This is a genomic window from Actinoplanes sp. NPDC051343, assembly GCF_044455125.1.
Lineage (GTDB): Bacteria > Actinomycetota > Actinomycetes > Mycobacteriales > Micromonosporaceae > Actinoplanes.
The window spans coordinates 162,244-183,960 of the sequence record NZ_JBITEL010000007.1; the positions used below are offsets into that span (position 1 = coordinate 162,244).

A 21,717-nucleotide genomic window follows, 5' to 3' on the forward strand; every position below is an offset into this window, starting at 1 on the left:
GGACTCTACGACGCGTCAGAAAGCCTCATCAGTCTCCGTTGACGTCGACCAGGACCTTGCCGACCGCGCCGTCCTGCACCGCACGGTGGGCTTCGGCGGTCCGGTCGAGCGGGAAGCGCACCAGCGGCAGCCCATGCGCCTCGCCCACCGGCATCGCCCCGTCCCGCACCGCCGCGGCGACGTCCTCGGCTCCGCCGGTGAGCACGTCGAACCCGGCCGTGTAGAGAACCATGAACTGGAAGCGGCTGTTCAACGTCATGTTCTGCCGCACGTCCAGCTCGACCGGCTTGCCGCCGTCGTTGGCGTACGTCGCGATCGTGCCCCGCGTCCGGAGCACGGCCAGGTCGAGGGCGAGGTTGGCGCCGAGCGCCACCTCGGCGACGATGTCGACACCGTCCGGAGCGATCTTGCGGATCTCGCGGGCCGGATCGCCCTCGCGGTAGTTGACCACATGGTGCGCGCCCGCGGCGGTGGCCAGCCGGGCCTTCTCCGGCCCGCTGACCGTGCTGATGACGGTCGCGCCGGCCCAGCGCGCCAGCTGGATCACGGCGTGCCCGACCGCTCCGGCGCCACCCGCCGCGAGCACCACCTTGCCGTCCAGCGCCCCGGGCCGGAGGCGGCGAGGCCCGTCCTCGGCGACGGTGAGCGCGCGATGCGCGGTGAGGGCCGGCACGCCGAGCGAAGCGCCCAGGTCGAAGCCGGCCGCGTCGGGCAGCGGCACGGCCCGCTCGGCCGGCACCGCGGTGAACTCGGCGGCGGTGCCGGTGGGCCGCCCGGCGGTGGCCATCCACAGCCACACACGCTGACCCACCCGGCTCCGATCGACGCCGTCCCCGACGGCGTCGATCACGCCGGCGCCGTCGAGATGCGGCGTGACCTCGTCGAACTGCAGCGGGTTGGTGGCGCCGGAGCGGGTCTTCCAATCCGTCGGATTGACGCCCGACACGGCGACCCGCACCCGCACCTCACCCGCGCCCGGGGAGGGCACCTCCCGATCGACCAGCTGGAGCACTTCGGGGTCGCCGTTACCGCGGTAGATGATCGCCCTCATGCCCCGATCCTTCCACGGTTGCGGCCGGTCAGCCGCTCAAGGCTTGCCCCCGGTCCGGCCGCGCGTCCGGAGCGCCGTCGGCGACGACCCGGTCGCGGCCGGCCCGCTTCGCGGCGTACAGGTTGTCGTCGGCCCGGGAGAGGACGGTCGAGGAGGTCGGGCCGGCGCCGGTCACCGTCGTGACGCCGATGCTGGTGGTGACCGGCAGGCTTCCGGTGACCGGTCCCCAGGCGTACGCGCGGACCCGCAGCCGCAACCGTTCGCAGCGCTCGGCCGCCTCGGCCGGTGACGCACCCGGGAAGATCAGCAGGAACTCCTCGCCGCCCATCCGGGCCGCCACGTCGGAGCCGGTGGTGGCCTGCTGCAGGAGTTCGCCGATGATCTGCAGCACCTCGTCGCCGGTGGCGTGCGAGAGCGTGTCGTTGACCCGCTTGAAGTGGTCGAGGTCGACCAGCGCGACCGCCAGCGGCGTGCCCTGCGCGGCCGCCTCGCCGAGCAGCACCGGCAGGCGCTCGTTGACGAACCGGCGGTTGTGCAGGCCGGTCAGGGCGTCCCGGTGGGCCATCTCGCGGAAGTGCTCGCTGGTCCGGCGTGCCTCGGTCGCCTCGAAGACGGCCTGCAGGGCGCGGGCCCGGGCGTCGCGCTGGGTGTTGAGCAGGGCGGTGCTCGAGGCGTGGTAGATGCGGTGCTCCTCGTACGCCTCCTCGAAACGGCCGGCCGCCGCGTAGAGGGCCGCCTGCTCCTGGCGTACGCGGGACCGGACCTGGGCCAGGCCGCGGTCCTCGGACTGGCGTACGGCCAGGGTCAGCACGTCCTGGGCGGCGGCGAAACGGCCGTCCAGCCGCCGCGCCTCGGCCAGCGTGAGCAGGCACTCGGCGATGGCGTCGCTCTCGTGGGGCAGCGCCCGCTCGGTCAGCACCGGTGCCAGCACCTGCTCGACCCGGCCGTACCGGCCGCTCATCATGTCGACCCGGGCGATCGTGTCGAGTTCGTTGGCGGTCAGCGGCTCGCCGGTGCGGGCCGAAACCTCCCGCATCTGGTCGGTCAGGTCGCGGGCACCCGGCTCGTCGCCGACCTCGAACGCCGTGTACGCCATGTTGTTGAGGATCAGCAGCGTCTGCTCGTGGTCGCCGATCGCCTTGGAGAGGGCCAGCGCCTCCCGCGAGCGCCGGTCGCCCTCCTCGACCGACCCGCTCCCGTCGAGCGCGACGGCCAGCGTCACCAGGTGCCGGATGCGGATCGTCGGCGGCGCCGACTCGGGCAGGTACTGCAGGCAGTGCACGCCGTGGGTCAGCGCGTCCGACAGGTCGCCGACCAGCCGATAAAAGATCGAGAGCTCTCGGTGAGCGCGGGCCAGCAGCAGCGGGTGGTCGTGCTGCTCGGCCCAGGAGCGCACCCGCTGGGCGATCTGGCCGCCCTCGCCGATGCGGCCCTCGCGCAGCGCCGCCGTGCCGATCAGCAGCAGCGCCCGCTGCGCCTCGTCGTCGAGACCGAGTTCCTGCGCCCGCGCCTGGATCGCCGCGGCCGGCCCGGCCAGGTCCCGGAACTCGGAGTGGCGCAGGCTTTCCAGCTCGGTCAGGGCCTCCGCGAGGCCCAGCACCTCCGCGAGGCCCAACAGGGTCGTCACCGTGCCTGCTTCCGGGTCGGGTGTGATGCCGTGACGAATCACGATCCGGTCGCCCGGGTGCAAGCCGGTTCCCGAACGGTTGCAGCGGGGTTGCGGGGCCGGTGAGACTTCGGCCGCCGCGAAGGTGTGCGGCTCAGACGGCCGCTACCGCTTGGTGCAGACCGGCGAGGAATCGGCGATGTGGTCGGTCGAGTAGGCGACGGCGATCGTGAAGCAGTAGTTCTGCGCGTCGTTGAGACCGTAGACGACGTAGTTGTCCGTGCCGGAGGGCAGCTGCTGGAACGCCCTCTGCGGCTGCCCGGCCCGGCCGCCCGAGATCAGGATCGGGCCCTCGGCGCCCTTCGGGTAGTGCCAGCTCAGCGTGACGCTGTCGCGGTTGTCGCGGAGCCTGACCGCGGTCGGCGCGCCCGGGTCGGCCGGCGGCACCGAGGGGGTCGCGCCGGCCGTCGGGGTCTTGGCCGCCGGGGCGGTGGAGGCCGCCGAGGCGGGCGGGGTGGTCACCGGTGCGCTCGGTCCGACCGCGCCGTCGGCGTCGGGCAGGGTCAGCAGCACCACGGCCGCGGCGGCGGCCACGCCGCCGACCAGAACGGCGGCCAGGATGAACGGCTGACGGGAGCGTGGCGGGTCGGGCGCCTCCTGCCGTACGGGCAGGAGCCGTTCCGAGTTGGGCGGAAGTGTGCGGGTGCCCGCCGCCGCGGTGCCGACCGGCTGGGGCCGTCCGTCCGGACCGTAGTCGGGGGCGCGCTGGCCGGGCAGTGGCGGCGGTGTGTCGGCACGGGCGTGGCGGCCGGTGAGGTCGCCCGGGGCCTGGTGCACGTCGGCCAGATAGAGCGGCTGCTGATAGACCGTGCCGTTGGGGTCGGTCGGCCGGTTGTCGGGTCGCCCGCCCAGGTCGTCGGGCGGGAACCCGGCCCGGTCGGGCACGGCCGGGCGCCGCGGGAAGGGCTGCTGTTGCACGGTCGGCGCGTCCTGCGGGCCGGCCGTGCGCTCGACCCGGCCGCACGTGTGGCGCCCGGACGGCTGCGCGGTGGCGAGCCGGGCAACCTGACCGACCAGCGGGTGGTCGGCCGGCAGGTAGCGCGCGCACAGCTCCTGGGCCTTCGCGAAGTGCTCGCCCGCCTCGGTGAGCCGGCCGCATTCCCGTTCCATCGAGCCCAGCCGGGCCAGCATCTTGATGCCGGCCGGGGCGGCGTCGCCGAACACCGCCCGGTGCCGCCGCCACGCCGTGGCCAGCCGGGAGCGGGCGGCCGAGCAGTGCCCGGCCGCGTGCTCGGCGGTGGCGAGGTCGGCCTCAGCGGCCAGCACCCGGGGCGAGTCGGGACCGTCCACCTCGGTCAGGTCGCCGAGCAGTTGCTGATAGACCTGGACGGCCCGCCCGAAGTGACCGACCCGCTGGAGCACCGCGGCGTGGGTCGCGGCCGCCGCCGTCGTGCGCTCGTCGTGCGGGCCGTGCAGCCGTTCCTCGGCCGCGTGCGCGAAGCCGGCCCACATGCGGGCGGCCTGCGGATCGCCGAGGGCGATCAGGATGCGGGCGTGCAGGGCGGCGGCGAGCGCGAGATCGGGGGTGGCCCGGCGGGGATCGGGGGCCGGCTCGGAGTCGAGGACGGTCGCCAGCACGCGCCGTGCACCCGCAAGGTCACCCGCGGACGTCAGCGTCTGCGCCCGTGCGGTGAGTTCGGCGAGGGGAGGGGCCACCACCCCATAGTGCTCACATGAATACGGTAGGTACAAGTCCGCAGCCGCTAACGCCGCGCTGGCCTGCGGCTTCGGAACACGGTAGAAATCGGGGTATGTCCGTTGCCACCGTCAAGCGTGAGCTGCTCGTCCGTCATCTGGAAGCGTGGGCCCCGGCCGCTCTGCACCGCGGGCGCCGAGTCGTCTACGCGCACGGCTACGCCGACGCCGACGGCGGGGCGGCAGCCGAGGAGGCCGTCCGCGTGCTGGCCGACCAGCCCGACCTCGCCCGCGGGCGGGAACTGTCCATGGTGGCGGTCGGCGCCGACCTCGGGCCGATCGAGGAACGGCTCAAGCGGGCCCAGCAGGAGGCGGGTTCGGCGGCCGGGTTCGCCGTGCACACGATCTCCGGCGGCACCGACGAACGACTCGGGGTCGGCCTGAAGGCGCTCGGTGCTCAGCGCGTACCCCTGCTGGGTTATCTCGACGCGAGCGCCGGCGAGCCGCCGGCGGCGACCACCGTCGCCGCCCTGACCGGCGGAAAGCCGGCCGAGGTCCTCCTGATTCTGCCGGCCGGAGCATCGGCCGAGGTCTATCGGTCCGGGTGGCCGCTGTTCGCCGAGGTCGAGATGGCGACCGGCGAACAGGCCGGGCAGGTGCTCGCGTTCGGCACGACCTCGGGCAAGAGCCTCGAGGGGTTCAAGGACGCGTTGTGGGCGGTCGACGAGTTCGCGGGCGTGCGTTACCGCGACCCGGGCGACCCCGACCGGCACCTGATCGACATCTCGCTGACGCCGCATCCGGGACCGCTGCGCCGGGAACTCCTCGCCCACCTGGCCGCGAGCGGCCCGGCGAGCGTCACCGACCTGAAAACATTCGCCCTGACCGAGACGATCTATCGCGCGGCGGACGCCGTACGGGTGCTGCACACGCTGATCGACTCCGGGGCGGTCACCCGCGAGCCGGACCACGGCCGGCTCGGCGGGGACGTCATGATCGCGGCGGCTTAGGCCTTGCGCTTGTTCTGCCGCCAGGACAGCGGGCCGGGCAGGTCGACGCGGTTCGCCCGGGTGCGCGAGTTCCACGACCAGCGGCCGATCTTGATGCTCCACGAGGAGAAACCGTGCTCGGTGAAGTTCAAGATGATCGGGCCGATCTTCTTACGGCTGCGGAACAAAACGGCCATCGGTCGTCCCTCCCAAGTGGTTCGTCAGATGGGCGACCGGTTCCCGTTCTGTTCTTTTTAGAAACCTCGGCCCTCTTCCGGCCCGTTCCGCCTTCCGGCCCGTTCCGCCTTCCGGCCCGTTCCGCCTTCCGGCCCGTTCCGCCTTCGGGCCCGTTCCGCCGGCCTCATGCCCGCCGAGCGTCTAGCGCGGCTGCCAGGCGTCGGGGCGCGTGGTCAGCTTGCGGACGTGGGCGGGCATGCGGCCGCTGATCAGCTCGGCCAGGCTCACCTCGTCGACGACCTCGCGGACCGCGGCGCGCACCGCCACCCAGAGATTGGGCAGATTTTCCGCGGCTCCCTCATAGCGGGTCTCTTCCGGCCGCAGACCGCGTACGCCGGCGAGCGGCCCGTCGACCGCCCGGAGGATCTGGCCGATCGTCACGTCGCGCGGCGGCTGCGACAGTGTGTAACCGCCCTCGGCGCCGCGCTGGGCCCGCACCACCCCGGCTCGGCGAAGATCGGCCAGGACCGCCTCCAGGAACTTGCGAGGCATGTCCTGATCTTGAGCGATGGCCTGGGCCGACATCAGCGACGGGTAGGCCTGCGCCAAGCTGAGGGCGGCCCGGACCGCGTAGTCGCCGCGCGCGGAGATCTGCACTCACCCATCATGCTCCTTCGGGTGATCGACGTCGCACATACCCCACGGATTTGTGGGAATTACGGTCAGTCAGGTGATCGTCGCTGTGCGGGCACCGGAATCCGGCCGTTCGGCGCCACTTGGGAGCGGAACTGGCCGGGGCTCGTGCCGACCTCGCGGTGGAAGAAGCGGCCGAAGTTGGTCGGCTCGGGAAAGCCCAGATGGCGTCCGATCTCGGCGACCGAGAGCGGGGTGCAGGCGAGCAACCGGCGGGCCTGCAGCGCGACCCGGTCGTCGACCACCTGCTTGGCCGTACGCCCGGTGACCGCGAGGCAGGCGCGGGTGAGGGTCCGCACCGAGCACCCGAGATCGGCCGCGTAGTCCTCGACCCGGCGGCTGCTCGGATGGCCGTCCTCGAGCAGCCGGGAGAAGTGCGCGTAGGTGCGCGCCTCGGGCCCGGCGTCGTTCCGCTCCGGGGTGAGCAGCGCGATGCGCAGCTGCAGCACGGTCAGCTGATGTTGAAGCAGTGCGGCCGCGAGCGGGCCCGGCCTATGTCGCTCGCAGTCGACCGCCAGCTGGGAGAAGTCGCTGATCACCGCGTCCTCGTCCTCGCCCTCGAGCTGCCAGTGCCGGACGCCGTCCGGCTCGGGCTGGCGGGCCAGCCGCGGCTCGAAGGTCACGAACGAGGCGTCGAGGCCCGGGGTGGGTAGACGGAGAGCCTGGCCCGGGTGCGCCCACAGCAGGGTGCCCGGCCGGCAGTTCAGTGTCGTGAAGTCGACCTCGACGGGGCCGTGCCCGGCCGTGGTCAACATCAGCACGTGGTGTGGGAGCAGCCGCGGCCCGAAGGTGCCGTCGGCGTCGAGCGCGCAGGTGCCGACGCCCGCCCAACCGGGCGGGACCATGGTCGGCGCGGTTATGCCCGCGATCGCGTCAACAGAGGACATCGCGCCGACCGTAACCGGCGCTGACAAGGGGCGCACCATGTGTTCGCCCCTCGTTTGCCCACGAAAACGCGGGCCGGGTGAATAGTTGCCCGAATATTCGGCGTTTCTTCCCGCCGATTCCGCTATTCGACCTAGTGTCGGGTTCATGCATGGAAAGGGCGACCCGTCCGGACCGGCAGTGTCCGGGCGGATCGCCCTCGGCGTTTTCCTTAACGACCGGCGAGAAGCCGGTTCACCGCCGCATCGACGTCCAGGTGCTCCGATTCCCGACCGCGGGGCACCACCACATAGGTGCGCCGCAAGAATCGGACAAGGACACTTCGCGGCACCTCGAACAGCGCGTTGCCGTCAGGCGACGACAGCGCCAAGGCGACAAAATCCCCCCGCGGCGTGGCCCACGGCCACACCCGGACGTCGCCGATACCCGCTGGCTCATCGAGCCCGGTCACGAGCAGTTCCCGCGCAAAGGACCAGCTCACGGCTTCCCCACCGGCTGATTCTGCGTGGAACAACACGTGGACCGCGTACGGGTCCGCCGGGTCGTAGCGGAGACTGGCGCGCACGGGCAGAGCCGTGGCATCAGGCGCTACGAGCCGCAGCGAGGTCTCGACCTCGACGGTCGTTGGACGAATGGTACTCATGGACGAACTCCCCCCGGCACCGCTGCGAGGCTGGTGAACCCCGCGTTTCCCATACTCAGGTGATCCCTGTCATTACGCTCCGCCATACGCTGATCTCACCCAGTAGTGGGAAGACGGTTCCGAAAACCCTTTCGCACAAGACATAAAGCGATATCTTGTCCTGTTCTGCCCAAGTACTCGGTTCCGCCCGGCGTCGGGTGGTCCAGCAGTTGACTTACTCCGGTAACGTCCATTCCTCCCGGGTAGTGACGGGGCCCGGGAACACTGGGGGATGAAATGGGTACAGAAGCGGACGAAGATCGTTCGCCGGGACACATCCTCAACAAGATCCGGGCCAGCCCCACCGGTCGCCTCGCGCTGCGCATCGGCGTGGGCATTCTGGGCACCCTGGTCATCGCCCTCGGCATCGTCCTGATCCCGTTCCCCGGCCCCGGCTGGGCCATCGTGATCCTCGGCCTCGCCATCTGGGCCATCGAGTTCACGTGGGCCAAAAAACTCCTCGACTTCACCAAACGCCAAGTCCAAGGCTGGACGCGCTGGATCGGCCGGCGCCCCTGGCCCGCCCGCGCCCTCATCGGCCTGATCGGGCTGGTCTTCGTCGCGGCCGTCGTGTGGGGCTCCGTAAGACTCAGCTTCGGCGTCGACCTGATAGCCGAAAGCCGAGACTGGCTGGCGAGTCACTGACCCCTGATTCGCCGCGCGGGCGCGCTGTCTAGTAGAGTCTGGTCCCGTCGAGGGCGATTAGCTCAGCGGGAGAGCGCTCCGTTCACACCGGAGAGGTCACTGGTTCGATCCCAGTATCGCCCACATAGTTGGCAGTGCGCGAAGGCGCGAACCAGAGCGTTCGCGCCTTCGTCATAATTTGACCTTGCTGGTTCGTGCGGCTTCCGGGTGAGCGCAGCGTGGCCTGTCGCGGCTTCCGTTGGAGCTACCCAGGCGGCAGGATGTACGGTCGCTGCTGTTCGAGATGACTGCTGATCAGTCGATCGAGGTTCCTTCGACCAGGTTCGCCGCCGAGCGGATCTCGGAGCGTGCCGATTTGCAACGGTTGTTGCGGGCGCAAGCCGGACGTGATCGTCGACGACTTGTCGGTGGTCGTGCGTACCCGCCTCGTCTTCACCGCCGATCAGATCGCGGGTGTGTGCGTCGCCCGCCGTTCCGACATGCCCGCGTGCATCCTTCCCGCCGCACAGTAGGCGTCGGCTGACACGCCGCCCCGGCTCGGCCACGCGCTCGTCACGCGAAGCGCTCTACTCCGGCGTGCCCTGGATGAACGGCCCGATCTGGCCAACGCCCTTGCCCTCGGCTGAACAGGCGGTCTGCATGTCCTTCACGATCAGCTTGTGGTCGCTGCCGGACAACTGGATCGAGTAGCCCTCGACGTGAGTCGGCTCGCAATCGTCGCCTTCGGCGCCGGTGTCGGCGAGCAGCACGCTGATGTACGCGTCCTTATCGGGCTGGATGACAATTTTCTCGGGAGTGTCACTCTGCATCCGCTCGAACGCCGACCCCACCAGGGTGCCCTCGGAATCCGCCGAGAACGCGACGGTCGGAAACCCCTTCAACGCACAGGCCGAGCCCGACATGTTGGTGACGATGACAAATCTACCCTCGTGACCGGCCGCACCGCCGCCGTCGTCGGGCTTGGTGCCCCCGCTCAGGTCGTCCACGGTGCACAACGCGGTTCCGCCGTTCCCGCCCGGGCCACTGTTCGAAGCCATTGATGCAGCGGCGTGAGGCCGGCTGGACGAGATGGCGGCCGGTTCGGCGTTCACCACGCCCGTCTTCCCGCAGGCCGCGAGCGCCACACCCGCGAGAAGGCCGCTCGATACCAGTGACATCGCCTTGATACGCATCAGATTCTCGGTTCCGCTTCGCTCTTTCGGACCAGTCGACGCCGGACACGCGACCGAGCCGATTGCTCCCCCCCGCACGTGCCACCCAAACAGGAAGGACAATCGCTTACCCAATCCGAACGAAACGCTTACACATGGCCGTGGGAGGACGGTCTGCTGTGGACCTGGCCCACCTCACGATCGCCTGAACACTTTCACGGGCGGCACGACCATGCGTGGCACTACCCGTCACCTCGCGACAGAAGTCCCCTTGCAGAACTCTTACATTGACGGGGATTGACGTGTATCGGTGGACCGGTCGAACATCTATAAGCAAACTTTGTCGTTTCGGAGAAACCTCTGAACGTGGGAGAAAAATCATGGGACGGTTACCCCGAAAAGCAGCTGTCACGGTGGCCGCCGGCGCGTTGTTGTGCGCTGCGGCCGTCAGTCCCGCGGACGCGGCGACCGGCGCTGCCGGGGCCGCGGCGATTCCGGCGCCGCCGGCCGGGTTCACGCTGGCGTGGAGCAGCAACTTCGACGGTGCGGCGAACAGCGGCGTGGACACCAGCGCCTGGCAGTACGACACCGGACCGGGCAGCAACTTCGGGACCGGCGAGATCGAGACCATGACCAACAGCACCCAGAACGTATTCCGCGACGGCAACGGGCACCTGGTCATCAAGGCCAAACACGCCGGCACCAACCCCACCACCGGCTGGACCTCCGGGCGCATCGAGACCAAGGCCACGTACGGTGTCGCGGCCGGTCAGGTCATGCTGGTCAAGGCCGCGATCCAGCAGCCGGACGTGACCACGGCCAACGGCGCGGGCTACTGGCCGGCGTTCTGGATGCTCGGCTCCACCCTGCGCACCGGCACTCCCTGGCCCACCTCGGGCGAGGTCGACATCATGGAGGACGTCAACGGCCGCAGTTCGGTGTTCGGCACGTTCCACTGCGGCACGAACCCGGGCGGCCCGTGCAACGAGTCGACCGGAATCGGCAGCGGCGAGCGCGCCTGCGCCGGATGCCAGACGGGCTACCACACGTACGCCGTGCAGATCGACCGATCCGTCACGCCGGAGCAGATCCGCTGGTACCGCGACGGCACCAACTACTTCACCGTGCAAGCCAACCAGGTGCCCGCCGACACCTGGTCAAAGGCGGTCGATCATCCGTTCTTCATCATCTTCGATCTGGCGATGGGCGGCGGCTTCCCGAACGCCTTCGGGGGTGGGCCGACCACCGCAACGGTCGGCGGCCACGCCATGAAGGTCGACTACGTCGCCGTCTACAAGAAATAAGGGGCCCATCCGATGCCTATCATCAACGCCCTCCGCACGGGAATGGCCGCGGCCGCCGTGGCCGCCGGGTTGTGCCTGGCCGCCCCCGCTTCAGCGGCCGACTTCTGGGGAAGCACCAGCGGCATCCCGGTGTCGAGCCACGTCATGACGTTCAAGGTGCTCAACCGCACCAACGGCGAATATCCCGACAGCAAGGTCTACTGGACGTTCAACGGCCAGACCCACTCGATCGCCGAAAAACAGTACGTCGACGTCCCGGTGGTCACCGCCGCCCGCATGTATTTCCACCTCGGCTCGCCGGACAGCCAGTACTCCGACTTCATCGAACTGAACACCACCGCCTCCTGGATCGGCGTCAACACCACCCGTGTCGACGGTTTCGGGCTCAAACTCGCCATCCGCACCCACACCAAGAGCGGAAAAGAGGCTACCGTCGGCGAAACCCAGGCGACGTTCGCGCAGCCCCGCAACGCGACCTTCGCTGAATTCGTCAACAACATGCCCACGCAGTTCAAGCACCTCGCCCAGGTGCAGGCTCCCTATCGGATCCTTGCGCCCTCCAAGGACACCGCATTCCAGCCCGGCGGCCAGTACCAGGACTATTTCAAGAACTACGCCACATCGCTCGGATACAACGTCTCCACCGCCGACGTCTTCGGGTGTGCCGGCCCGCTTGCGACGAGTGCCGCCCTCTGCGGCGCCCTAAACCGGCACGTCGCGCAGCTCGCCCAGGCAAAGTGGAGCGACACGAGCCTCTACTACCAGAACGGCCCGGCCAACTACTACGCCCGCTTCTGGCACAACCACGCGATCGCCCACAAGGCCTACGGCTTCCCGTACGACGACGCCGCCGACCAGTCCAGCTATATCGCCATCGACAACCCGCAGTACATGCTCATCGCCGTAGGCTGGTAACAGCGATCGACACGAGGGCGGGCCGTAGGCTCACCCTCGTGTTCTCGCTGCCGCGCTCACCCTCAGCTCGCCGGTCCTGCTTTCACCGCTCGATCTGACCGAAGACCACACGATCGAGCCGGCGCCGACCACTATCGCGGAGCCCGCACCGGAGCACAACAGCGCAAAGCAGCCCAGAACAAGGCTCCGACACCCGGATTTGCCGCCGAGTTCGCGCGCCACCCCGGCTGCTCGGTGGGAGGGACCACGACATGCTGCCACTGGGCTGGTGGCCGAGCCGGGCAAATTGCCAACGTTCAGCATCGGAGGTTGCGCGAGTGCAGCCGGGCTCGAGACGCGGGAGGCCCACAGCGGGCCCCGCGGCTGGCGCCGCTTCGGCCGGGGCTGTGGTTCCGTTGCGAGAACGTGTGTCTCGGGCCTAGCATCGCCGTCATCGAAGAGGACCGGCTCGACCCCGCGTACACCTTCGAGACGTTCGTCGTCTCCGCAGCCAACCGTTTTGCACACGCCGCGGCTGTCGCCGTAGCCGAGTCACCGGCGGGGCCTTACAACCCGCTGTTCGTCTACGGCGGCTCCGGGCTGGGCAAGACACACCTGCTGCATGCCATCGGGCAGTACGCCGGGACGGCCGGCAACGCGCGGCTTGTCCGATACGTGTCGGCCCAACAGTTCACCGATGACCTCGTCCATTCACCGCTGCCGGACGAGACATCGGCCTTCCAGCGTCGCTATCGCGAGGTCGACATCCTGCTGATCGACGACATCCAGGTTCTGGAGAAGAGCGACCGAGCACAGGACGAGTTCCTCCATACCTTCAACGCCCTGCACAACGCCAACAAGCAGATCGTCATCAGTTCCAACCGCTCACCGCGGCAACTATTCACTCTGGATGACCGCCTGCGGACACGCTTCGAGTGGGGCCTGATTGCGGACATCCAACCACCGGATCAGGGCACTCTGGCCACGCTCCGACGGAATTGAGCCCTCCGGGGCCCGAGGTGCACTGATCTAATAGGTTCTGTCAGCCTGCTGGTGCAGGATGGCTCCGGCAGCGGCCGGCGGGTCAGCACTGCACTCATTTGACCTGGGAGGTCTTGCGGCAGACCGTGCGCCCGTTGGTCGTGAGGAGGCGGGACCAGTGTATGACGCCCCTTAACGGCCCACCGGCTCGAACCCGGCGGATATGGGTCGGCTGGTTGCGGTGTGCACCCGCCGCCTTGGCGGCCGGGGAACTTTCGGCGGGGATGTGACAAGCCGTCGGGAGGCCATGGTGAATGTCTGCGGCGTAGCCGTGGCGATGCCGCAGGGGTAGAGCTGGGTGCCTCACTCGTCGATCGATACCAGGTGAACGTGCGAACCGCCCGGTGTCGCCCTCGCCTCACGCGGCCAGCGGAGAAGGCATGGCAGGTGCGTCGTCTGCTGATGGCGTCGGGCGGGGCGGAGGCTTCGTAGTAGTCGGAGGCCGGGAAAGCCGGCAAACACCGCCCTACAAACCTGCCAGAACCATGCCGATCTCATCGCCGCCTTCCTCGCTGAGACCGGCATGATCCCGCCAGGCGATCGCGACGCCGAGCTGGAAGCCCGCCGCGAAGGCGAGCAAAGCCTGGCGACTGAGTTCCAGGCGCCTCCACCGGGATCGTGCGAGCCCTAGGTCAGCTCGTCGGAGCGGCCGGCCTCAATGCGGGACCACTGGACGATGGGGCGTCCGTTCATACGCCAGACCTGGGGGTTCTTGGCGTCCCCCCAGGGCTTGGGCCAGCCGTCGGGGGAGTCTTCCCATGTCTCCTGGCGTCCGTAGACGGTCATGTCCAGCAGCCCGTGGGTGGGTGCCATGATCTCGACGCCGCGACCGCCGGTGTAGTACGTCTCGAACACCCGCTCGCCCTCGCGGACGTAGAAGACGAGGTGGTGGCGTTGCCAGTCACGGCCCTCCAGGAGCTGCGGCGCCGTCTTCTCAGCCGAGTACCACGGCATATCCAAGCCGAGGAAGTTCCGGTAGCGGACGCTCTCCTCGTACGGGCCCTTGCAGAGCACGGCGTACGTGGCGTCGCGGGAATGGATGTAGGACAGCTCGCGGACCTGACTGTTGAAGAATGTGCAGCCTTCGCATTGCTCCGCGGCGGGCTGGTCGGGCCACCAGGCGTGGAAGTACGCGATGAGCTGCTTTCGGCCCTCGAAGACGTCAAGGATCGTGATCGGTCCGTCAGGACCGATGACCTCGATGGTGGCGTCGACCTCCACCATCGGCAGCCGCCGCCGTGCAGCCGCGATCGCGTCCCCTTCACGGGTGTGCGCCTTCTCTCGTGCCAACAGTGCTTCCCGCGCGTCCTGCCAGGTTTTTCGGTCCACCACAGGCGGAAGGGCCGGATTGGCTGCTTGGTCGTTCATGATCGCCTCCATGTGGTCGTAGTGGATCTGCCCACCGACGGCGGACCATACGGGGTTCAACTGCGGGCCGTAATGTTTCGGCACAGGACGAATGATGCGAAGCGGTGCGCCACCGCGGAGGTTGGACGTACGCCCGGTTGTTCGCCGCCGAGTTACGGGCCACCGCGACGTCGAGACCGGCGTCGGTGAGTTCACGGACCATCCGATATCTACTTTGGGAGGACGCTTCTGGGCATGGGGCTCCAGGGCAGGGGACCACCGGCATTTGGTGGTTTGCCTTCGACGCCGGCCGAATCCTTGCCGGTGACCGGCGGACGGCGCAGGGTTCGGGCATGTCGATGAATGGGTTGTCGGGCCGGCGGATTCTGGTCAGTGGTGGTGGCCTCGCAGGCCCCGCTGTCGCATGTCTGCTGGCTCGTGCGGGCGCCGAGGTGGCGGTCGTCGAGATCGCGGACCGGATCCGGCCGGGTGGGCAGGCGGTGGACATCCGCGGTGCGGGACGAACCGTGCTACGCCGGATGGGCCTCCTGGACCGTGTGCGTGCGGTCAGCCTGCACCAGCAGGGCATCGCCGACGTCGACGACCGGGGTCGTCGACGGACCGAGATGACGATCGAGGACTTCGGCGGCGAAGGGATCATCAGCGAGATCGAGGTCCTGCGCGGCGACCTGGCGGAAATCCTCGTCGAGTCCAGTCTCGCGGCCGGCGTTACTTACCTGTTCTCGACGAGCATCCGCGCTCTCGTCGACGGCCCAGACGGGGTGCGGGCGACCCTGAGCGACGGAAGCGAGCAGGTCTTCGATCTGGTCATCGGTGCCGATGGTCCACACTCCGCCACCCGCCGCCTGGCCTTCGGGCCCGAGGACCGTTTCGTCCGCCCGCTCGGCGGCTACATGGCGTGGTTCACCGCCGAAGAGTCGACATCGCTGGACGGCTGGTATCAGATGTTCAACGCTCCCGGGGGCCTGGTGGTCAGCCTCCGGCCGGGACGGGAAGCCGGATTGGCAAAGGCGGCTCTGTCCTTCACGTCCGAACCCCTGGCGTACGACCGGCGCGACCTCGATGCGCAACGCCGGCTTCTGGAGGACCGCTTCGCCGGCCTCGGCTGGCGTACGCCGGAACTACTCGCAGCCGCCCGCGATGCGGACGACTTCTACTTCGACGCCCTGGTCCAGGTGCATATGGATCACTGGAGCGCGGGCCGGATCACGCTGGTGGGAGACGCGGCGTGTTGCCCTTCGCCGCTGACCGGGCTTGGCACCAGCCCGGCTCTGGTCGGCGCCTATGTGCTCGCGGGTGAGCTGGTGGCTGCGGAGGTTTCGTCCGTCACCGCTTGTTGGCGAGTTCTGACACCGCCGGGCACGTGTCGGTGCCGCGGATGTTGGTTTGCGTCGGCACCGCTTCCGCGCCCGACGGGTGTCAGGTTGTCCGCTGCTTTGTGGCTTGGGCCAGACGGTAGGAGTCGGTGCCGGTCTCGAGGATGGTGCCGCCGAAGGTGAGTCGGTCGACGATGGCTGCGCATAGCCGGGGGTCGGTGAAGGTCTTGGTCCAGCCGCCGAAGGACTCATTGGACGCGATCGCGACCGAGGCCTTCTCCTCACGCTCGGTGAGGACCTGGAAGAGGAGTTCCGCGCCGCGGCGGTCGAGTTGCATGTAGCCGAGTTCGTCGATGCACAGCAGGTCGACGCGACCGTAGCGGGCGATGGTCTTCGCCAGCGTCATCTCGTCGGCGGCCTCGACGAGCTCGTTGGCAAGCTGGGTCGCCAGGGTGTACTTGACCCGGTAGCCGGCCATGGCGGCCTCGGTGCCGAGTGCGATCAGCAGATGGGACTTGCCGGTGCCGGAGTCCCCGATCAGACACAGCGGCTGTCCCTTCTGGACCCATTCGCACTTGGCGAGGTGTGGATCACGGCGGGATCGATGTTGGGGTTGGCGTCGAAGTCGAAGGCCCGCAGGGACTTCTCGCGGGGGAACTTGGCGGCCTTGATCCGGCGTTCGGACCGGCGTCGGGCGCGATCGTCGCGCTCGGCAAGCAATAGTTCGGCGAGGAACCCGCGGTAAGACATCTGCTCACGCCCTGCCCGGTCGGCGTAGTCGGTGAAGGAATTGCGGATGGTGGGCATTCGCAGCATCCGGCACGCTTGGTCGATCGCGGCGTCGGCTGCTTCTTCGGTCATTCCACGGCGCTTGGTGGTCACGGTGCGGCTCCTTCGTTCGGGGTGTCACGTCGGCTGGCCAACAGCTGGTCGTACTTCTCCACGCTCGGCAGCGGCCGAGTGTCGGCCGGGATGTGGGCGCGGAGCCGGCGCTCGGTCAGCGATCGCACGGCAGGGATCTCGCCTTCTCCGCGTGCCCTGTCGCCGCTCATCAGGGACTGGTGGTCCGCTGTCGTGTCGTCGGCTCCGCCATCTGCTGTGTCGTTGTACTTGCGCGCTTCCAACGCGACAGCGTCCGCGGTGAGCGCGCCTGCACGCAGCGCCGTCGCGAGTCCGGCGACGACGTGGTCGTGTGGAAGGTGCCGGTGCAGCATCAGGACCTCGATGAGGGCACGGGTGCCGTCGGCGTCACCGTGGGCCTTGCAGGCCGCGGCCCACCAGGCGTCGTGAACGGGCGTGAACCGCCCGGATGCCTTGGCCTGCTCCAGCGCTTTCGCACCGGGTAGCGCGCCCGGTTTGCGGAGGAGGGCCTCGAGATAGTGGTCCAGGTCGACCCGGGTCGAGCCCTTGGTCATGAGCCGTTCGTGGCGGCGATCTCGGTCCTGCCGTCGAACACGACCAGGTCGCTGGCGTTCAGGAGCACCCGGGCTTGACGGCCGACCATGCGCGCGGGCACGGAGTACTTGCTCATCCGGACCGTGACCTGGGCGTACCGGTCCACGCGCGGGGTGAACCAGCGGCCGGTCTCGAACGGCTCGGTCGGCAGGGGCGCGAGGAGTGGCTGCTCGGTGGCGAAGTGTTCCCCGACCGTGCGGGCGCGGGACCCGATCCACCGGGCGTCGTCGGCTTCGTCCCAGGCGTCGACCATAGCGTTGAGCTCGGCGAGGGAGTCGACTTCTGGGATGGGGACGAGGTGGTTGCGTCGGAACCAGCCGATCTGCCCCTCGACGCCGCCCTTCTCGTGCGCACCTTGGATTCCGGGCTGGCAATAGAAGGCTTCGATGCCGTAGTGGGAACGGACGGCGGTCCACCTGTCGGCCTCGACCCGCTGGCGGGAGAACCCGATCACGCTCGCGACGGCGGCCTTGAGGTTGTCGTAGCGGATCTTCCCGGTCGGCACCCCGCCGAGCACGTTGAAGGCGTGGACGTGACCCTCGAAGAAGGCTTCCTGCCCAGCCGAGGCACTGACCCTGTGCACGGCCTTGCCCGAGTAGGAGAGCCGAAGGCTGAACAGCGCGCAGGTTACGAGCTCGCCGCGCAGGCGGATGGCGACGTCGCCGAAGTCAACCTCGGCCTCGCGGCCCGGGAGGTGCTCTTGCGGGATGAACGCGTTGGCAGGTTCCCGTCCGACCTCGACGCGAATCTCACGGCGTCGGGTGGCGACGTACTCGCGGACCATCCAGTACGACACCACCCCGGCCCCGTCATGTTCGTCAAGCAGTCGATCGAAGATCCGCTTCGCCGTGTGTCGCTGCTTCCGCGGCGCGTCGAGGTCCGAGCGCAGCCAGTCGTCGATCACCACTCGGTACGCGTCAAGTCGTGAGTCGCGTTTGGGCGGTTGCTTTCTCTCCTTCGGCCATGCAGATTCCAGCGCCGCTGTCACGGTTCGGAAGCCGACGCCGTGCTTGCGCTGCAGCGCGCGGTTGGACATCCCAGATCGGGCATCCCGTCGGATCGCCACGTACAGGTCGACCCGGGAACGCGGCTGCGTCATCGGTGGCACTCCTGACGTGAGCACGCCGTGGGCACGACTTTCGGCACCGGGCCACCGCCCGGGAACGGTGACCGCATGCGACCACAGCCCGGAATCACTGGCCCTACCGAGGTGCCTGGTCATGTGCTGCGCAGGGGTTCGGTGGGCGGTACTGAGGCGGCCCGGAGTGCGGGGTACGACCGACGACGGAGCCGATGAGCCGCGAGTAGGCCAGATCGAGTCCCACTGAAGCCCAGGTCAGTACGACGGCCCGGCCTTGCGTGGCGACGAAGACGTTGGTGACGAGCACGCCCAGGATCAGGCCTGTGATGCCGCCGACGACATCAACCTCGGCACCACCTGTCCGCCCCGTGTCCCTGGCGCGACGAAGATCTGCTTGCGCGGTGCCTAATCGGTCTTCCCGCACCACCTCGCGGGCCTCTCAGTGTTCGGTGCTGAAGAACCGTAGCAACAGTGGGCCGATGGTCTGTGGGTCGACGACGTGATCCGGCCCGTCGAGGGTCTCCCGTTGAGCGTGGGGTAGTAGGTCTGCAAGCTCGTCGGCTGCGCGGTCGAAGAAGTCCGAGGGCAGGCCTGCCATGTAGGGGACCGTGATCGGTCCTCCGGTGGTGACCAGGACCGGTTGGGTGACCGTTGCCAGTCGATCGGTCGGCAATTGGTAGCGGTTGTGGAAGACGCTGTCGTGGACCAGCGTGGGCGCGAGGGCGACCGAATCCGCCCAATGCGACGTCTGCTTGCCTGCCGCTTTCCTGGCCGCGATGTTGTCGTCGGAAGCGCCGGACAGGCGCATGAACAGTTCGAGAACCTCCTCGTCTCGCCCGGCGTCGAAGGCGCGTCGGGTGTCCGCGATGTACTCCTCGAATCGCGGGCGTATGTCGTCCCCGGCCGCGTAGGGCACCTCCCACACGGCGATCGTGTCGATGGCTGACCCGGCCGCGGCGGCTTCCAGCGCCAGCGCGCCGCCTGAGGACGCCCCGAACAGGTGTGCCGAGCCGCCCGCCTCCGCGATCAACGCATCCAGGTCCTCGATCTCCCTTTCCACGGCGTACGGCTCGGTGAAGCCGCTCGCGCCGCGTCCCCGACGGGCATAGTTGTAGACCGTGAAGTGCTCGGCGAGAGCTGGCGCCAAGGGAGCGTTCTCCACCCCCTCGTCGAGTGCTCCGCCCACCAGAATGACGGCCGGACCGCTTCCTTCCCTGTCGTAGGCGATGGTGGTGCCATCGTTTGATGTCACGCGAAAGTCCATCTCGTTCATCTCACATCTCCGTTCGAGAGGTTTGTCTCAGCGCCTGAGCAGCGTGCCGACGACGGCCTCAGTGCGCGACCACCGCGCCCTTGCGATCACGGCCGCCACGACGAGACAGGCGAGCGGCAGCCAAGGGCTCTGCTCGAGCACGAACTGATCGGTGATGACAGCACCGGTCAGCAATGCCGCTAACCCGAGACTGGCCAGGCCCGCCAGAGCCGGGATCAGGAGTCCAACCCCTCCCGCGACCTCCAGCGCTCCGACCAGGTACCGGAGCCACTGGCCAGCCCCGATGTCGGCGAACATGTCCACCATGACCGGGTCGCCGGCGAGCTTCGAGATTCCGCCGCCGGCGATTATCGCCGCCAGCACGACTTGCAGAATCCAGACTCCGATGCTGCTCGCCCGCCCGGGCGTGTGCGCAACGGTTTCCGAGTTGTTCTTGGGGATGGTGCTCATTCGGCTCTCCTTGTCGTGTCCGGGCCTGGTACCGGTGATGGCGTTGGCCGAGTGGGCCGGGTTGTCGAAGCTGATTTCGACCAAGTGCTCGCGGTAGCGGCATCTACTTCTTGTTGCGGTAGAGGACCATGGTGATGGGACCGAAGACCGCGACGAGAAGTACGGACGAGACGAGCACCCAGCCGATTTCCCCGGCGGGCACCGAGCCGTCCATCAGGCCGCGTACCACGGTCGCCAGGTGGCTGATCGGGTTGACCTCGACGACCGCCTGCATCCACCCGGGCATCGTCTTCGGGTCCACGAAGATGTTGCTCACGAACGTCAGCGGGAACATCACCATCATGCTGACCCCCGCCACCGAGTTCGGCGTGCGCAGGATCAGGCTGAGCATCGTCCACAGCCACGACAGGCAGAACGAGAACACCAGCAGCAGCGCGACCGACAGCACCACGCCGACGGCGCCACCCTCCGGCCGGAACCCTAGGACCAGTCCGAGCGTGATCACGATCGCCGACCCGATCGAGTAGCGCATCACATCGCCGAGCAGGGCGCCGACCAGCGGCGACGGTCGCCACACCGGGAGCGACCTGAACCTGTCGAAAACGCCCTTTTGAATGTCGGTGTTCAGCGTAATGCCGGTGTTCATGGTGATCATGACGTTCGCCTGCACCAGGATGCCGGGCAGCAGGAACTGCAGGTATTCCTGTGTCGACCCGGCGAGCGCGCCACCGAACAGGTAGGTGAACATCAGCGTGAACATGATCGGGAACATGGTCACGTCGACGAGCTGCTCGGGCACGTGTTTGATCTTCAGCAAAGCGCGCCAGCCGAACGTCAGCGAGGTGAGCACCGGGCCGGGGCGAGACGGCCGCTCGCCGGCCAACAGCACACTGCGCAGCGCGTCCTCGGTGACCGGCGCCGACGCCTGTTCCGCGGTCGTGGCATTCATGCGGCATCCTCCTCGGCGGCGTGTCCGGTCAGGGTGAGGAACACCTCGTCCAGGCTCGGCTGACCGAGCGCGAACTCGGTGACGTCGATGCCGCTGCGGGACAGCTCGGCCAGGGCGCGGGCGACCCGCTCGGGGTCGGAGATCCGCGCGGACAGCGCGGCCGGGTCGGCGGACGGCTCGGCCGGCACCTCGAGGACGCCGGCGAGGACCCGTTCGGCCTCGGCCCGCTGCTCGGGCGCACGTAGCCGTACGTGCAGCGAGCCGGCACCGACCGATGCCTTGAGCTCGCCACTCGAGCCCTCGGCGATCACCTTCCCGTGGTCGATCACCGCGATCCGGTCGGCCAGCTGGTCGGCCTCGTCGAGGTACTGCGTGGTCAGCAACACGGTGGCGCCCTCGGCGACCATGCCCCTGACGATCTCCCAGACCTGGTTCCTGCTGCGCGGGTCGAGCCCGGTCGTGGGCTCGTCGAGGAAGATCAGTTCGGGGGTGACGACCAGGCTCGCCGCGATGTCGATGCGCCGGCGCATCCCGCCGGAGTACTTCTTCACCTGCCGGTCGGCCGCCTCGGCAAGACCGAACGCGTCGAGCAGGTCGGCCGCCCGCTCCCTGCCTCGGCGGCGTGAGTAGCCGAGCAACCTGGCGAGCAGCAACAGGTTCTCCACCCCGGTGAGGTCCTCGTCGACCGACGCGAACTGCCCGGTGAGGCCCACCCTGCTCTGCACCGCCCGGGCGTCACGCACGACGTCGTAACCGAGCACTTGCGCCTCTCCGGCATCGGGGCGCAGGAGCGTGGCCAGCATGCGGATCGTGGTGGTCTTGCCCGCCCCGTTCGGACCGAGCACGCCGTACACGCCCCCGGCGCTCACGGCCAGGTCGACACCGGCGACCGCGTGGGTCTTGCCGAAGCTTTTCTTCAACCCTCTCGTCTCGATCGCGAGCTTTCCCATGGGTTCGAGTCCTTCTCTCGGTGTTGCGAACGGATTGGTTGAGCTAGTCAAGTTTGATTACT

Annotated in this window: 19 protein-coding genes, 1 tRNA gene and 3 pseudogenes; 8 read left to right on the forward strand and 15 right to left on the reverse strand. The window is 68.7% G+C overall.

All coding sequences use genetic code 11. The features are described from left to right. Positions 1-28 precede the first annotated feature (28 nt). From ACIA5C_RS23640 to ACIA5C_RS23650, 3 genes are all read right to left on the reverse strand, one after another. Positions 29-1,051: an NADPH:quinone reductase gene (locus ACIA5C_RS23640; RefSeq protein WP_396058009.1), complete on the reverse strand. Its 1,023-nt coding sequence runs from the start codon at positions 1,049-1,051 to the stop codon at positions 29-31. 28 nt (positions 1,052-1,079) lie between these two features. Next, entirely contained in the window at positions 1,080-2,678 is a 1,599-nt protein-coding gene (locus tag ACIA5C_RS23645) for a diguanylate cyclase (protein WP_396058011.1), read from the reverse strand. 144 nt (positions 2,679-2,822) lie between these two features. Then, entirely contained in the window at positions 2,823-4,373 is a 1,551-nt protein-coding gene (locus ACIA5C_RS23650) for a fibronectin type III domain-containing protein (RefSeq protein WP_396058013.1), read from the reverse strand. Positions 4,374-4,468: 95 nt separating this feature from the next. On the opposite strand from ACIA5C_RS23650, the gene ACIA5C_RS23655 reads away from it, so the two are divergent. Then, positions 4,469-5,362 (forward strand): hypothetical protein, encoded by an 894-nt coding sequence (locus tag ACIA5C_RS23655; RefSeq protein ID WP_396058015.1) that lies wholly within the window; start codon positions 4,469-4,471, stop codon positions 5,360-5,362. On the opposite strand, the gene ACIA5C_RS23660 is transcribed toward ACIA5C_RS23655, so the two are convergent. The 4 genes from ACIA5C_RS23660 to ACIA5C_RS23675 form a co-directional block, all read right to left on the reverse strand. Beyond that, positions 5,359-5,538, reverse strand: a complete 180-nt coding sequence (locus tag ACIA5C_RS23660) for a DUF4236 domain-containing protein (RefSeq protein WP_396058017.1) — start codon at positions 5,536-5,538, stop codon at positions 5,359-5,361. The genes ACIA5C_RS23655 and ACIA5C_RS23660 overlap by 4 nt on opposite strands. A 181-nt stretch (positions 5,539-5,719) precedes the next feature. Next, positions 5,720-6,175: an Rrf2 family transcriptional regulator gene (locus ACIA5C_RS23665; protein WP_203727839.1), complete on the reverse strand. Its 456-nt coding sequence runs from the start codon at positions 6,173-6,175 to the stop codon at positions 5,720-5,722. Between the two features lie 65 nt (positions 6,176-6,240). After that, the gene (locus tag ACIA5C_RS23670; protein WP_396058020.1) at positions 6,241-7,098 is read right to left on the reverse strand and encodes a helix-turn-helix domain-containing protein; all 858 of its coding nucleotides are present in this window, start codon (positions 7,096-7,098) and stop codon (positions 6,241-6,243) included. Positions 7,099-7,307: 209 nt separating this feature from the next. After that, positions 7,308-7,739 carry an SsgA family sporulation/cell division regulator gene (locus tag ACIA5C_RS23675; protein WP_020514863.1) on the reverse strand — a complete coding sequence of 144 codons (432 nt, stop codon included), beginning with the start codon at positions 7,737-7,739 and terminating at the stop codon, positions 7,308-7,310. A 276-nt stretch (positions 7,740-8,015) separates the two neighbouring features. Between ACIA5C_RS23675 and ACIA5C_RS23680 the strand changes: the two genes are divergently transcribed. The 3 genes from ACIA5C_RS23680 (at position 8,016) to ACIA5C_RS23690 (ending at position 8,935) form a co-directional block, all read left to right on the forward strand. Further along, positions 8,016-8,423, forward strand: a complete 408-nt coding sequence (locus tag ACIA5C_RS23680; RefSeq protein WP_396058022.1) for a TIGR02611 family protein — start codon at positions 8,016-8,018, stop codon at positions 8,421-8,423. Between the two features lie 51 nt (positions 8,424-8,474). Further along, positions 8,475-8,546: transfer RNA gene (locus ACIA5C_RS23685), tRNA-Val, on the forward strand. Positions 8,547-8,770: 224 nt separating this feature from the next. Next, positions 8,771-8,935, forward strand: a complete 165-nt coding sequence (locus tag ACIA5C_RS23690) for a hypothetical protein (RefSeq protein WP_396058024.1) — start codon at positions 8,771-8,773, stop codon at positions 8,933-8,935. A gap of 54 nt (positions 8,936-8,989) precedes the next feature. Here the strand turns inward: ACIA5C_RS23690 and ACIA5C_RS23695 are convergent, their stop codons facing one another. Next, on the reverse strand, positions 8,990-9,595 hold the full coding sequence (locus ACIA5C_RS23695; RefSeq protein WP_396058027.1) for a DUF4232 domain-containing protein: 606 nt from the start codon (positions 9,593-9,595) through the stop codon (positions 8,990-8,992). Between the two features lie 359 nt (positions 9,596-9,954). Here ACIA5C_RS23695 and ACIA5C_RS23700 point away from each other — a divergent pair, with 359 nt between their 5' ends. The 3 genes and pseudogenes from ACIA5C_RS23700 to ACIA5C_RS23710 all read left to right on the forward strand — a co-directional run. Further along, positions 9,955-10,878, forward strand: coding sequence for a glycoside hydrolase family 16 protein (locus ACIA5C_RS23700; protein ID WP_396058029.1), 924 nt, complete (start codon positions 9,955-9,957; stop codon positions 10,876-10,878). Positions 10,879-10,890: 12 nt separating this feature from the next. Further along, a complete protein-coding gene (locus ACIA5C_RS23705) occupies positions 10,891-11,793 on the forward strand; it encodes a glycoside hydrolase family 64 protein (RefSeq protein WP_396058033.1) in 903 nt (300 codons plus the stop codon). A 441-nt stretch (positions 11,794-12,234) separates the two neighbouring features. Next, positions 12,235-12,750: pseudogene (locus ACIA5C_RS23710) on the forward strand (DnaA ATPase domain-containing protein); the annotation flags it as partial. Positions 12,751-13,440: 690 nt separating this feature from the next. On the opposite strand, the gene ACIA5C_RS23715 reads toward ACIA5C_RS23710, so the two are convergent. Further along, positions 13,441-14,265, reverse strand: coding sequence for a DUF899 family protein (locus ACIA5C_RS23715; RefSeq protein WP_396058035.1), 825 nt, complete (start codon positions 14,263-14,265; stop codon positions 13,441-13,443). Between the two features lie 248 nt (positions 14,266-14,513). Between ACIA5C_RS23715 and ACIA5C_RS23720 the strand changes: the two genes are divergently transcribed. Beyond that, the gene (locus ACIA5C_RS23720) at positions 14,514-15,680 is read left to right on the forward strand and encodes an FAD-dependent monooxygenase (RefSeq protein WP_396058038.1); all 1,167 of its coding nucleotides are present in this window, start codon (positions 14,514-14,516) and stop codon (positions 15,678-15,680) included. Here the strand turns inward: ACIA5C_RS23720 and istB are convergent. The 6 genes and pseudogenes from istB to ACIA5C_RS23750 all read right to left on the reverse strand — a co-directional run bounded on the left by istB (position 15,601) and on the right by ACIA5C_RS23750 (position 21,655). Beyond that, positions 15,601-16,358, reverse strand: a pseudogene (istB, locus tag ACIA5C_RS23725) (IS21-like element helper ATPase IstB). The gene ACIA5C_RS23720 and the pseudogene istB sit on opposite strands and share 80 nt — an antisense overlap. Positions 16,359-16,375: 17 nt before the next feature. Then, positions 16,376-18,051: pseudogene (gene istA, locus ACIA5C_RS23730) on the reverse strand (IS21 family transposase). A 421-nt stretch (positions 18,052-18,472) separates the two neighbouring features. Continuing rightward, a complete protein-coding gene (locus ACIA5C_RS23735) occupies positions 18,473-19,306 on the reverse strand; it encodes an alpha/beta fold hydrolase (RefSeq protein ID WP_396058040.1) in 834 nt (277 codons plus the stop codon). 27 nt (positions 19,307-19,333) lie between these two features. Then, positions 19,334-19,840 (reverse strand): DoxX family protein, encoded by a 507-nt coding sequence (locus tag ACIA5C_RS23740; RefSeq protein ID WP_396058042.1) that lies wholly within the window; start codon positions 19,838-19,840, stop codon positions 19,334-19,336. A gap of 19 nt (positions 19,841-19,859) precedes the next feature. Further along, complete coding sequence (locus ACIA5C_RS23745) at positions 19,860-20,705, reverse strand: ABC transporter permease (protein ID WP_326631459.1); 846 nt, start codon at positions 20,703-20,705, stop codon at positions 19,860-19,862. Then, positions 20,702-21,655, reverse strand: a complete 954-nt coding sequence (locus ACIA5C_RS23750) for an ATP-binding cassette domain-containing protein (RefSeq protein ID WP_326631457.1) — start codon at positions 21,653-21,655, stop codon at positions 20,702-20,704. Before ACIA5C_RS23750 ends, ACIA5C_RS23745 begins: the two co-directional genes overlap by 4 nt. Positions 21,656-21,717 lie beyond the last annotated feature (62 nt).